The organism is Rhodoferax sp. RT5P35, from assembly GCF_056521385.1.
Genome location: NZ_JBWMAX010000003.1, coordinates 208,568 through 221,276 on the forward strand (window position 1 = coordinate 208,568; position 12,709 = coordinate 221,276).

12 protein-coding genes are annotated in these 12,709 nt (G+C 63.6%); 8 read left to right on the forward strand and 4 right to left on the reverse strand.

Translation table 11 applies throughout. The features are described 5' to 3' along the window. Positions 1-133 precede the first annotated feature (133 nt). The 3 genes from hpnC to hpnE all read left to right on the forward strand — a co-directional run bounded on the left by hpnC (position 134) and on the right by hpnE (position 3,231). Positions 134-1,003, forward strand: coding sequence for a squalene synthase HpnC (hpnC, locus tag AC097L_RS05365; protein WP_479585171.1), 870 nt, complete (start codon positions 134-136; stop codon positions 1,001-1,003). Between the two features lie 162 nt (positions 1,004-1,165). Then, on the forward strand, positions 1,166-2,005 hold the full coding sequence (gene hpnD / locus AC097L_RS05370; protein WP_479585175.1) for a presqualene diphosphate synthase HpnD: 840 nt from the start codon (positions 1,166-1,168) through the stop codon (positions 2,003-2,005). Next, positions 2,002-3,231, forward strand: a complete 1,230-nt coding sequence (hpnE, locus tag AC097L_RS05375) for a hydroxysqualene dehydroxylase HpnE (RefSeq protein WP_479585177.1) — start codon at positions 2,002-2,004, stop codon at positions 3,229-3,231. The genes hpnD and hpnE overlap by 4 nt, the downstream gene beginning before the upstream one ends. Here the strand turns inward: hpnE and AC097L_RS05380 are convergent. Both AC097L_RS05380 and AC097L_RS05385 read right to left on the reverse strand, forming a co-directional pair. Beyond that, positions 3,228-3,782: a PA2169 family four-helix-bundle protein gene (locus tag AC097L_RS05380; protein ID WP_479585179.1), complete on the reverse strand. Its 555-nt coding sequence runs from the start codon at positions 3,780-3,782 to the stop codon at positions 3,228-3,230. The genes hpnE and AC097L_RS05380 overlap by 4 nt on opposite strands. Positions 3,783-4,009: 227 nt before the next feature. Then, entirely contained in the window at positions 4,010-4,705 is a 696-nt protein-coding gene (locus AC097L_RS05385) for an HAD family hydrolase (protein WP_479585182.1), read from the reverse strand. Between the two features lie 20 nt (positions 4,706-4,725). On the opposite strand from AC097L_RS05385, the gene hemH reads away from it, so the two are divergent. From hemH to AC097L_RS05410, 5 genes are all read left to right on the forward strand, one after another. Further along, entirely contained in the window at positions 4,726-5,832 is a 1,107-nt protein-coding gene (hemH, locus tag AC097L_RS05390; protein ID WP_479585186.1) for a ferrochelatase, read from the forward strand. Between the two features lie 48 nt (positions 5,833-5,880). Continuing rightward, positions 5,881-7,104, forward strand: coding sequence for a BaiN/RdsA family NAD(P)/FAD-dependent oxidoreductase (locus AC097L_RS05395; RefSeq protein WP_479585190.1), 1,224 nt, complete (start codon positions 5,881-5,883; stop codon positions 7,102-7,104). A gap of 161 nt (positions 7,105-7,265) precedes the next feature. Beyond that, positions 7,266-7,370 carry a helix-turn-helix domain-containing protein gene (locus AC097L_RS05400; RefSeq protein ID WP_479585195.1) on the forward strand — a complete coding sequence of 35 codons (105 nt, stop codon included), beginning with the start codon at positions 7,266-7,268 and terminating at the stop codon, positions 7,368-7,370. A 95-nt stretch (positions 7,371-7,465) separates the two neighbouring features. Then, the gene (locus AC097L_RS05405; RefSeq protein ID WP_479585198.1) at positions 7,466-8,140 is read left to right on the forward strand and encodes a response regulator; all 675 of its coding nucleotides are present in this window, start codon (positions 7,466-7,468) and stop codon (positions 8,138-8,140) included. Continuing rightward, the gene (locus AC097L_RS05410; RefSeq protein WP_479585201.1) at positions 8,137-9,507 is read left to right on the forward strand and encodes an ATP-binding protein; all 1,371 of its coding nucleotides are present in this window, start codon (positions 8,137-8,139) and stop codon (positions 9,505-9,507) included. The genes AC097L_RS05405 and AC097L_RS05410 overlap by 4 nt, the downstream gene beginning before the upstream one ends. On the opposite strand, the gene AC097L_RS05415 is transcribed toward AC097L_RS05410, so the two are convergent. Next, a complete protein-coding gene (locus tag AC097L_RS05415; RefSeq protein WP_479585203.1) occupies positions 9,464-11,068 on the reverse strand; it encodes a glycosyltransferase family 39 protein in 1,605 nt (534 codons plus the stop codon). The genes AC097L_RS05410 and AC097L_RS05415 overlap by 44 nt on opposite strands. A 613-nt stretch (positions 11,069-11,681) precedes the next feature. After that, positions 11,682-12,605, reverse strand: a complete 924-nt coding sequence (locus AC097L_RS05420) for a LysR family transcriptional regulator (RefSeq protein WP_479585207.1) — start codon at positions 12,603-12,605, stop codon at positions 11,682-11,684. Positions 12,606-12,709 lie beyond the last annotated feature (104 nt).

Here is a 12,709-nt window from a genome sequence, read left to right on the forward strand (position 1 = left end):
TGGCGGACCCAACGACCCACACCGGGGCACTGCAAAAGTCGTGAAAACGGCGAAAAGGCCACAGCCATGGTTACTGACTAGCGGGTTAGTAATTTAGAAGAACGGGTTAGGCTTGTCAAGCGACAATCCCCGCGTGAATGTACTCGCCCCACCGACCCAAAATGCTACCCCACAAACTGTCAACCACTATGAAAATTTTCCGGTGGCGTCGGTCTTGTGTCCGGCCCGGCTGCGTCCACCCATCGCTGCCATCTACTGGTTTGCGCGCACGGCGGACGACATCGCCGATGAGGGCACGGCCTCTGCCCAGCAGCGGCTGGACGACCTAGCTGTCTACCGTGCGGACCTGGCCGCAGCCGCCCTCCAACAGCCCACATCCACCCGCTGGCCCCGGGTATTTGGCCCGTTGCAGGCGGCCATCGCGCAATGGAAGCTGCCCCCGCCGCTGCTTGCCGACCTGCTCAGCGCGTTCACCCAGGATGTCGTCAAAACCAGGGATCAAACCGGGTATGCCGACCGCGCCGAGCTGCTGGACTATTGCCAGCGCTCTGCCGCCCCCGTGGGCCGCCTGCTGCTACACCTGTATGGCGTAAAAAATGCGCAGGCGCTGCAGCAAAGCGACGCGATCTGCAGCGCCTTGCAGCTCATCAATTTTTGGCAAGACATCAGCCTCGACCTTCCCCGGGGCCGCTTCTACCTGCCGCAAGACCGCTGCCTACACCACGGCGTGGACCCCGCCGCGTTGGACCAGCAACCCCAAAGCCCGGCACTGACCCAGTTGATGGTGGAAAACGTGGCCTGGGCCCGCGCGCTCATGCAGCGCGGCGCCCCGCTGGTGCACCGCGTACCGGGCCGCGCGGGCTGGGAGCTGCGCCTGGTGGTGCAAGGCGGCCTGCGCATTCTGGACAAGATCGAAGCCCTGGGCTTTGCCACCCGCCACACCCGCCCCACGGTCGGCAAACGCGATATCCCAGTGATGCTGTGGCGCGCGCTGTGGATGTAACAATGCACAAACTACTACGCAACCATCCAACCCCTTTTGCAGGCATAACGAGCGCCGCCCAAAAACACCGCAGAACTGGCATTGCCAGGCTGCTGGTGTTACCCCCTGCAAGGGGGTTGGCGCAAAGCGCTCGCGCTATAGCCTGGGGGTGAGCCTTTTTTCATGACTCCCGAGCAATACGTCCAAAACAAAGCCGCTTCTTCTGGCAGCAGCTTCTACTACGCCTTTCTGTTCCTGCCCAAGCCGCGCCGGGCCGCGATCACCGCCTTCTATGCCTTCTGCCGAGAGGTGGACGACGTGGTGGACGAAACCGCCGACGCCGGTGTGGCCCGCACCAAGCTGGCCTGGTGGCAAAGCGAAGTCGCCAACGCGTATGCAGGCCAGCCTACCCACCCGGTGATGAAAGCCCTGGTGCCGCTGGCCGCCGACTACCAGATCGAGCAGCGCCACCTGCAGGCCATCATCGAAGGCTGCAACATGGACCTGGAGCAAACCCGTTACCTGGACTTCCCCGGCCTGCAGCGCTACTGCCACCTGGTGGCGGGCGTGGTGGGCGAAGTATCGGCCCGCATCTTTGGCCAGACCGACCCGGCCACCACCCAGTACGCCCACACCCTGGGCCTGGCTTTTCAGCTCACCAACATCATCCGCGACGTGGGCGAAGACGCGTTGATGGGCCGCATCTACCTGCCAGTCAACGAGCTGCAGCAGTTCGACGTGAAAGCCCACGAAATTTTGAAGCGCACCTATTCCGACCGCTTCACCGCCCTGATGCGCTTCCAGGCCCAGCGTGCCCACGCCTTGTACGAAGAAGCCTTCGCGATGCTGCCCGCCGCCGACCGCCGTGCCCAAAAGCCAGGGCTGATGATGGCCAGCATCTACCGCACCTTGCTGCGCGAGATAGAGGCCGACAACTTTCAGGTGCTGCACCAGCGCGTCAGCCTCACGCCGCTGCGCAAGCTCTGGCTGGCTTGGCGTGTGCAGGCGCTCAATAGGTTATGAAAATAGCGGTGGTTGGCGCAGGCTGGGCCGGACTGGCAGCCGCCGTCACCGCCACCCAGGCCGGGCACCACGCTACTGTTTTTGAAGCATCCCGTGCAGTGGGTGGAAGGGCTAGAGCCCTATTGGGCACCGAACTCGACAACGGCCAGCACATCCTGATTGGGGCGTACACCGACACGCTGCGGCTGATGCGTACGGTGGGCGTGGATGTGGACCAGGCCCTGGTGCGCCTGCCGCTGACCCTGCTGTTCCCCGACGGCCAGGGCCTGCGTTTGCCCCGCCTGCCCGCGCCCTTAGACGCCTTTGTCGGCATCCTGCAAGCCCGTGGCTGGGGCTGGCGCGATAAGGCGGCTTTGCTCCGCACGGCAGTCGGTTGGCAACTGGCGCGCTTCCAGTGCCGCCCCCCACAATCCGTCGCCGACCTGTGCACCGCACTCACAGCGCGTGTGGTGAACGAACTGATCGACCCCCTGTGCGTGGCGGCGCTCAATACACCGGCCGACCGCTCCAGCGGCCAGGTATTTTTGCGGGTGGTCCAGGATTCGCTGTTCGGCGCGCCCGGTGGTTCCAATTTACTGTTGCCCAGCGTCGATCTGGGCACCCTCTTCCCCACCCCCGCCTTGCGCTGGCTGGAGCAACACGGGGCCACCGTCACGTTAGGCCACCGCGTGCAGACCATACAGCCGGAGGGCGCGCAATGGAGGGTGGACGGTGTTGTGTTCGACCAGGTGCTGTTGGCCTGCCCCCCGTGGGAGGCGGTCCGGCTGGTGGAGGGCAGTGGCGTGTCGGCAGGTACCTGGCTACAGCACACCCACGCGCTTCAATTCGAGTCCATCGCCACGGTGTACGCCACCTGCGATGCACGGCTTGTCCAGCCCATGCTGTCGCTGCGCGGTGGCCCTGCCCAGTTTGTATTTGACCGGGGCCAGCTTGGCGGCTCCGCAGGCCTGCTGGCGTTTGTGGTCAGTGCAAGCCAGGGCGACCGGCAAACGCTGCAGGATGCTGTCATCGCCCAGGGCCGTATTCAACTTGGCTTGCCCGACCTGCAGCCGATGCGCACGGTGGTGGAAAAACGCGCCACCTTTGCCTGCACGCCCGGCTTACAGCGGCCCGCTCAGCACATCGCCCCCGGCTTGATGGCCTGCGGCGACTATGTGCACGGGCCGTACCCCGCGACGCTGGAGGGCGCGGTGCGGAGTGGGATCAGCGGTATCAACGCTATTTAACGCTGGGGCTTGTGGTCGTCGCGCAGCGACCTGATAGTGTCATGGTTCTTTTGCACGCCCTGCATCTGGCGCTCGACGATGGTGCGAATGTCTAACGGCAACGCCTCTTTGACGGCCTTGCGGTAGCGGCCCAGGGCGATGTCCTCGCCGCGCTCGCACTCGTCCAGCACCGCCAAGTCGTTGCCATCGTCACTGGTCAACATCTCCCGCATGGCGACCCAGCCACGGTGCACCGTGCCGCTAACGGTACCGCTGTCTTCGGGTTTGCCGCCCAGGCGCACCACCTCGCTCGCCAGCTCGGCTGCTGCGCTGGCACATTCGTGCATCCGCGCTGCAAATACGGCTTTCAGGTTAGCCGTATGGGTGCGCTCGGTACAGGCCTTGAAACCATATTCCCCGTCGTAGCAGGTTTCAATAAGATCGTTTAGCGTGGCGACCACGTCGTCGTTGTGCATGGGCAGCTCGGCATCGCTGACGCCCTCTGCCGGCACCGCCATCGGGACTGCCAGGCCACCCAGCAAGCCGGGGTTGAGGTTGATTTCGTTCGACATAACAATGCTCCTTCAGGAAATGGAATGGAATCCGATCCGCCTGTGTACTTTGCTAGGCGGCTCGGTAGGTGTTTCCATCTTCCTGCGAGGGGCGGGGCTTGTACGTCGGCCAAACCATGCCCTGTGTGTAGGAACACGCGCCGCATGGCTGGGCGCGCAAGTGCTATTTATTTAATAGCATACAGCGCAAGTTAAATATGCGCTGGAGTCACTTTTTATCTAAATTTTCAGATTCCCAGCGCCAGGCACAGCGCCCCCAGCTCCACCACGTGCAAGTGCGGCTGGATGGGGTGGTCCCAGGTGTGGCTGGCGCGGTTCACCCACACCGTCTGCATGCCTGCATTGACAGCACCCACCACGTCCATCAGCGGGTCGTCACCCACATGCAGCACAGCGTGCGGGGCCACCTGGGCGGCACTGGCGGCAGCGTGGAAGATACGCGGGTCGGGCTTGGGTACGCCGAATGCGTGGGCGCTCACTGCGGCGTGGAACAGATGGCCGATACCGACGCGGTGCACGTCAGCGTTGCCGTTGCTCAAAGCCACCAGGGGATAGCGCGCCGCCAGCCGGGCCAGCGCAGGCAGGGCATCGGGGTAAAAGTCCACGCACTGGCGGGCGGCAAAAAATACCTCGAAGGCGTCGTCTGCCAGCGCCGGGTTGTCGCCCGCCAGCTTGAGTGCCAGGCGGATGGATTCAAGGCGTAGCGCGCTCAAGTCGTGCCGCAGATCGGGCCGCTGGGTCTCCAATTCTTCACGCACCGCGCGCAGCGCCAGAGTGCTCGGATACCGCGCTGCCGTGGCCGGGGCGTGGTCGGCCAGCCACTGCAGCAGCGTGGCTTCGGCCCGCTCAATGGTGGGCCAAACGGGCCACAGGGTGTCGTCCAGGTCGAGGGATATGGCTTGGATGTGGGAAGTGTTCAGCATAGGTGCATGAGAATACCGCCATGTCCCTATTCGCATCCCCCTTCCGCCCAGAACCCCCTTTCAACCATGCACAGATCGCCCGCACCGGCGTGCTGTACTGCAATCTGGGCACGCCCGACGCGGCCACCGCAGCGGCAGTGCGGCCTTATCTGAGGCAGTTCCTCAGCGACCACCGCGTGATTGAGATCCCCAAGGTCATCTGGAAGGTGATCCTGCACGGCATCATTTTGCGCACGCGGCCTAAGCAATCGGCCGCCAAATATGCCAGCATCTGGACCCCGCAGGGCTCCCCGCTGCGCACCGGCACGGCACAGCAGGCCACGTTGCTGCAAGGCTGGCTGGGCGAGCGCGGCCACCGGGTGCAGGTGGACTACGCCATGCGCTACGGCAGTCCGTCCATCGCCGAGCAGCTGGACAAATTCAAAGCCAATGGCGTGACCCGCGTGCTCATCGTGCCCGCCTACCCCCAGTATTCGGCCACCAGCACCGCCAGCGTGTTCGACGCGGTGTACGACTGGGCCGCCCACACCCGCAACATCCCCGAGCTGCGCTTCATCAACCGCTACCATGACGACGCGGGCTACATTGCCGCCCTGGCCCGCCGCATCCGCAGCCACTGGCAGCAGCACGGTCGGCCCGACCAGCTGGTGATGAGCTTCCACGGCGTGCCCGCGCGCACCTTGCAGCTGGGCGACCCCTACCACTGCGAATGCCAAAAAACCGCCCGCCTGCTAGCCAACGCGCTCGACCTGAGCAAAGAGCAGTACAAGCTCACCTTCCAGTCCCGCCTGGGCCGCGCCAAATGGCTGGAGCCCTACACCGAGCCCAGCCTGATTGCCATGGGCAAAGCCGGAGTCAAACGCGTGGATGCCGTCTGCCCCGGCTTCACCAGCGACTGCCTGGAAACCCTGGAAGAAATCGCCATGGAGGGCAAAGCCGCTTTTCTGAACGCGGGCGGCAAAGAGTTCCACTACATCCCCTGCCTGAACGGTGAACCTGACTGGATCACCGCCCTGGGCACGCTGGTGCAAAACCATCTGCAGGGCTGGCCCACGCAAACCACGCCGGATGCGCAAGCCCTCGCCTACACCCAAGCGCGTGCCAAGGCGCTGGGAGCTTCACAATGATTTTAATAGCTGCTTGCCTAGCATCTGCATGCGCTAGAGGCCGATTTAATGCATAATTTTGATGCCGTGATTATCGGCGCAGGTGCCGCCGGTTTGTTCTGCGCCGGTATCGCCGGGCAACGCGGTTTGAAGGTGCTGGTGATCGACCACAGCGAAAAAGTGGCCGAGAAAATCCGCATCTCCGGCGGTGGCCGCGCCAACTTCACCAACCGGGACGTAACCCCCGCCAACTTCCTCAGCGACAACCCGCACTTCTGCCGCAGCGCCCTCAGCCGCTACACGCCCAAAGACTTCACCGCGCTGATGACAAGGCACGGCATCGCCTTCCACGAAAAGCACAAAGGCCAGCTCTTTTGCGACCGCAGCGCCGAAGACCTCATCACCATGCTGCTGGCCGAGTGCGCCACCGGCAATGTGACCCGCTGGCAGCCGTGCACGGTTAAAAATATAGCCTTTTCTGCCTCTAGCGCAGATATTACCTTGGCAGGCAGCTACACCATTGATAGCAGCCATGGCACTATCACCACGCCGCAGATCGTAGTGGCGACCGGCGGCCTGTCCATCCCCAAGATCGGCGCGACCGACTTTGGGTTCCGCATCGCCCAACAGTTCGGCCTGCGCATGGTCACCCCCCGCCCCGCCCTGGTGCCGCTGACCTTCGACAGCGCCGCCTGGGCCCCCTACGCCCACCTGTCCGGCCTGGCCCTGCCGGTGCAGATCGAAGTCGGCACCAAAAAAGCCAAAACCGCCTTCCTAGAAGACCTGTTGTTCACCCACCGGGGCCTGAGCGGCCCGGCCGTGCTGCAAATATCCAGCTACTGGCGCGAGGGCACGCCCATCCGCCTGAACCTGGCCCCCGATGTCGATCTGCCCCCCGCCCTGTCCCGCGCCAAAGCTACATCGCGCAAGCTGATTGCAAACGAACTCGCCCAGCTCGTCCCCTCACGCCTCGCCGATGCCTGGGCAGGCCAAGACCCGGCCTGGCAAAAGCCCATCTGCGATGCCACAGACAAAGCCCTGGCCCAACTGGCCGAAAAGCTCGCCCGCTGGGAACTGGTACCCAACGGCTCGGAAGGCTACAAAAAAGCCGAGGTCACCGCCGGGGGCGTGGACACGCGGGATTTGTCGTCCCAGACCATGGAGTCGAAGCAGTCAGGGCTGTTTTTTATTGGCGAGGTGGTGGACGTGACCGGGTGGCTGGGGGGGTATAACTTTCAGTGGGCTTGGGCGAGTGGGTTTGCGTGTGGGGGAGCGTTGGGGGCGGGTGATTGAAGCCGGAAACCCGACGGAAATCCCAGCAGGGATATGGCTTAAGGCAACGCTGAATAAGTCTCCCCCTGGCGCGTGACTTGCGTGGGTGTCCTCATCCCTCTATAGATCCAAAATTTTATCCTGAAGGGCAATGGTGCCAGCGCCTGCGGGTGGTCAAGGCCATGCTGCTGCTGGATGCAGGGCAAACCGTGGAAACGGTGGCGCTGGACCTGGGCTACGCCAGCGCCTCGGCCTTTATCAGCATGTTCCGCCGCTTGATGGGGTGACGCCGGACGACTTCCGCAAAGGCGCGGTAGAAACCCGCGGCGTGGTGCGCACCGGATAATGGTGACGGCACCCTTGGGGTGCTTTAGGGGTTTGCGTGCGCGTATTGATTGTGGAAGACGACCTTTTACTGGGCGATGCCCTGGCCACTGGCTTGCGCCAACTTGGGCATGTGGTGGACTGGTTTGGCGATGGTGCGCAGGCCGATGCGGCCCTGGCGGCCACGAACTTTGATGCCGTGGTGCTGGACCTGGGCCTGCCCGGCGGGGATGGTCTGGTCTGGTTGGCGCGTTGGCGCAACGCGGGTGTGGCCGTGCCCATGCTGATCCTGACGGCCCGCGACGGCGCGGCGCACAGCATCACCGGCCTGGATGGCGGGGCCGACGACTACCTCGTCAAGCCTATCTCCATCGACGAGCTGGCGGCGCGCCTGCGGGCGGTGATGCGCCGCACCTCGGGCCGGGCCCAGTCGGTGTGGCAGCACGGCGCGCTCGAATACGACCCGGCCAGCAAGCAAGTGCGCTGGAAGGGCGAAACCGTTGAGCTGACAGGCCGTGAACTGGCCCTGCTGGAGGCCCTGCTGAAACACCCGCAACGTGTGCTGTCCAAAGCCCACCTGCAAGAAAAACTGTACGACTGGAGCGGCGCGGAGCCCGAAAGCAATACGCTGGAGGTGCACATCCACCACCTGCGCCGCAAGATCGATCCGGCCATTGTGCGCACACTGCGCGGCGTGGGCTATGCACTGGGTTCGGGCGAGACCGGGCCATGAGCCTGCAACGCCGTTTGCTGCTGTATTTGCTGGTGTGCGCACCGCTGGTGTGGGCCGTGACCCTGTGGGTGTCGGTAAGCCGTGCCCGGCACGAAGTCAACGAACTCTACGACGGCGAGCTGGTCCGCCTGGCCCGCCAGGTGCAGGCGGTGTTTAACCGCCAATACGCAGGCCCGCTGCCTGCGCCGATCCCGCTCGCAGCCCATGACCCCTTGGACAACGATGCACGCGAACTGGCCGTGGCGGTCTGGAACGCCCAGGGCCAACTGGTTTTAACCGACCGCGAAGGCATGCACCTGCAGCGCCGACCCGGTCCGGCAGGCTTTGTGGATACGCAGCTGTTTGGCACCGCCTGGCGGGTGTATTACCTGCCCTCGTCCAACGGCGAATGGCTGGTAGCCGCCGGCCAAGGCGTGCATGAACGCCAAGAATTGGTCGCCAGCCTCACTACCGGCCAGATCATGCCCTGGCTGCTAATGCTGCCGTTTCTGCTGCTGGCCATGGCCTTGACGGTGCGGCAGGCGCTGCTGCCCATCCGCACGCTGGCAGCTGAGCTGCAAGGCCGCAATGCGCAAGATTTGCAACCCCTATCCCCGCTGCGGGCACCGGCAGAGCTGCAGCCGCTGCTGGTGGCGATGAACGGCCTGTTCACCCGCATCGACGACAGCCAGGAACGCGAACGCCGCTTCACCGCCGATGCCGCGCACGAAATGCGCACGCCACTGGCGGTGTTGCGGGCCCAGTGGGACGTGGTCCGCCGCGCGCACAGCGGGGCCGAGCGGGCGCAAGCCGAAGCCCAGTTCAGCACCGGCCTGGACCGTACCGACCGCCTGGTAACGCAAATGCTGGCCCTGTCTCGGGTGGAAGCCCGCCTGGGCTCGGGCAGCGCCGCACTCCCCCCCACCCCGGTGGACTGGCCGCCGCTGGTAGCGCAGGCCATGGGCGACTGCCTGCCGCTGGCCGAACGCCGCCACATCGAACTGGCCTGCGAATGGCCTCCTGAAGGCCAGCCCGCCTTGCCGATGCAGGGCGATGCCGACCTACTGACCGTGCTGCTGCGCAACCTGCTGGACAACGCCGTGCGCTACGCCCCCCAGGGCACGCTGGTGACGCTGCGCTTCACGCCGCACGCCCTGGCGGTGGAGAACGACGGCACGCCGCTCAACACCGAACAGTTGGCCAGCCTGGGCACCCGCTTTCACCGGCCTCAGGGGCAAACCGAAATCGGCAGTGGCCTGGGGGTGTCCATCGTGCAGCGGGTTGCTGCCCTGCACGGTCTGGTGGTGGAGTTTGGCCCGGGCGACAACGGGCAAGGCATGCGCGTCAGGGTGCAGCGGGACACACCGCGTCCACCCGCCACAGCGTAGTGCCGCGCTCAGTCAGCACCGCTTGCGCTTGCGGGGGTTGCACATAGGTATCCAGGGCATGGGCCGGGCCGATGACCCAGCTCACCGGGGCCTGGCACAGGGCCGCGCGCAGTTGGCTGGCGTCCACCAGCGCAGCAGCTGCCTTGGACGGGGTGAACTGGCCTGCGTCCACCAGCTCTTTGCGCCAGCTGTCCTCGGTGCGGATTTCCGGGTCCTGCCAGTCATCGACCACCATGACCGGGTCGTGCAAGCGCGCATAGAACGGCACATCGTAAAAATAGTGCTGGAGCATCAGCACCGGCTCGCCGGGCGCGCGGTGGCTTTGCAACGCTACCGCGATTTCGGCCGTGCTTTTGGTCGGAACCACCGCCAGCCAGGCAATAGCGCCCAAACCCAGCGCCGCCGCCATGGCGCTGCTGGCCCACCAGGCGTTTTGCATGCGGCGCGATAGGGGCTGCGAGGTGGTCAGACTGTCGGCCAGCAGGTAGGCCAGGGGCGGCACGGCCGGCAGCACATAGCCCAGCAGCTTGGACTGCGGCAGCGAGAAAAACACCACCACCGTGACCAACCAGACCCCCATCAGGCTGCGCACCGGATCGTGCGGCGTCCGGTCCCCATAGCCCCTGATAGCCAGCCGGTACAGCAGCGGTGCCCAGGGCAGGCTGAACAGCAGCAGCACCGCTGGGTAAAACCAGAACGGCTGGACGTTGTTGAAACCGCTGCCCACAAAGCGCTGGAAATGCTGCACCACAAAAAAGTAGTGGAAGAAATCCGCAAACTGCTGCTGCATGGCCACACACCACGGTGCGGCCACCGCCAAAAACAGCCCCAAGCCCGGCAGCCACAGCAGCGCCAACACCCTGCGCCAGCGCTGCGTGGCCACCAGCCAGACCACCATCACCAGGCCGGGAATCGCGGCACCGATTAGGCCCTTGGCCAGCACCCCCAAGCCCGCCAGGGCGTAGGCCGCGGCCAGCGACCGTTTAAAGGGCAGCTGCTGCTCCATACGCAGCACCACATCCGCCGCCGCCAGGATGGTGGCCGTGATGCAGCCCGCCACCAGCATATCCATATTGGCAAACTGCCCGCCAATCAAAAACAGCGGCTGTACCGCTATCGCCACGGCCACCCGGCCTGCGGCCACCGGCCCTACCCAGCGACGGGTAAACAGATACAACGCGACCGCGCCCAGCCAGGCCCCCAGCAGCGGTGCCGCCCGGGCCGCCCAGGGGTTGGCACCGAACACCGACATAGACGCGGCGGTGATCCAGTAAAACAGCGGCGGCTTGTGGAAGAAGGGCAAGCCGTCCAGCGTGGGGGTCAGCCAATGGCCCGATGCCAGCATCTCCCAGGCAACCCCCACATAGCGCCCCTCGTCGGGCAGCATCAGGGGCCGCGCCCAGGCCGTGGCCGCCAGCCAGACCAGAATCGCCAACGACACCCAGACGGGTTCCTGCCAGGCGCGTGGCGTGTCCAAGATGGGAGAGTGCGCAATCCAAACCGGGCGGTGGCGCAGGGAAACAGGTGCGTCCAGGGAATCCGGCGCAAGTAAGGGACGCATGGGGACATTCAAAAAGGAAAGATGGGTCGCAGTATTGCCAGGGCCTGATTAACTTGGCCTTAAGGTGGCGTAAATATTTCCCGCTTGTGCACATCCGCCGGGTTCCGAATGCAGCCACAGGATGAGGTTCGCCGGGCAGTTGTGTATGCCGTTCGTCTCAAACGGTCTGCGCAGGGTGAGGTAACAACCCCTACTTGATGTAGTTGTCGATGGTCTTGGTTCAGACGCTGAACACTTGGGCGACTTCATCTTTGGCCACCATTTTGAACTGACCAAGTTCGTGGTATACGCTCACAGAAGGAGATCCGGTGAATACGATGTACTGTATTGATCCAACTTTTATTCCGACTCAGTTCACCCGACATGAACTTCCAGTTCTTTACGTGCGTTCGAAAAACTGTGCCAAAACTGTCATAAATCAGCTTGGATGAAAGCATAAGAAAGCGACGGAAAATGAAAGAAAATTTCCAGACACTTATGCTAGGCTATTGATTTTATTAGGATAGGAGACTTTCTCCCTAAACTTTTGTAGCGCAAATTTTTCGTTTTTGACGTAGAGACCGAAGGTTCGAATCCTCTCACCCCGACCACTCAAAAAGCAGAAAAAAACAGCCTAGGTTTGGCGTGATGCCGGGTCTGCACTGCGAAAGCCAGATTCCTGCAGCAGGTTCACAAATGCCCGAAGACCTGCGGGTACATGCCGCCGACCCGAGTAGTACAGGCTCAGGCCTGGCGATGGCGGTGTCCAATCTTCCAAGACACGCACCAGCCTACCGGCTGCAAGCTGCGGCATCACGGCCCAGTCGGCCACGTAACCAATACCTAGCCCGTTGACCGCCGCGCGTACGATCAAGGTTTGGTTGTCCAGCGTCAATGCGCCGGGCACATCCACCTCGAAGGCTTCGCCGTTGCGCGCAAACTCCCAATGGTACACCGCACCACTGGCCATCCTGGCGCGGATGCAGTTGTGGGATTTCAAATCTTCAGGATGGACTGGCTTTGTGCGCGTCGCAAAATACTTCGGTGATGCCACCACCGCATGCCGCAGCGGTGGGCTGCAGGCCACCGCAATCATGTCCTGTGGCACGTTCTCAGTGAAACGGATGCCCGCGTCGAACCCGGCTTTGACGATGTCTACCAGCCGCCCTTCGGTGACCAGTTCTACCGCCATGTCCGGATAACGCCGCAGGAACTCGCCAATGGTAGGCACGAGGATCAAACGGGCTGCACCTTCGGATAAATTGATGCGCAGCGTACCGGTGGGCTTTTCGCGGAAAGCATTGGTCGCATCCATTGCCGCCGAGAGTTGCTGCAGCGCAGGGCGCACCCGGTCCAAAAAATCCTGACCGGCCTGGGTCAGGGCCACGCTGCGGGTGGTGCGGTGAAACAGGCGCAAGCCCATCTGTTCTTCCAGCCCGGCAACCGATTGGCTCAGCGCGGACGGAGAAACGCCCAGTTCGGCCGCCGCTTTGCGAAAGCTCAGGTGGGTGGCCACCGCCACCACGCCGTTCAGTTCAAGCAGGCTATTTCTCTTCAACTGCGCTCCGATTGTGTTGTATGGCTTACCAAGCCATGCCGAATTATCAGTCTAGTCAGATCAATGGGCAACTCCTAAAGTCCATTCACCCCCACACCACGCCT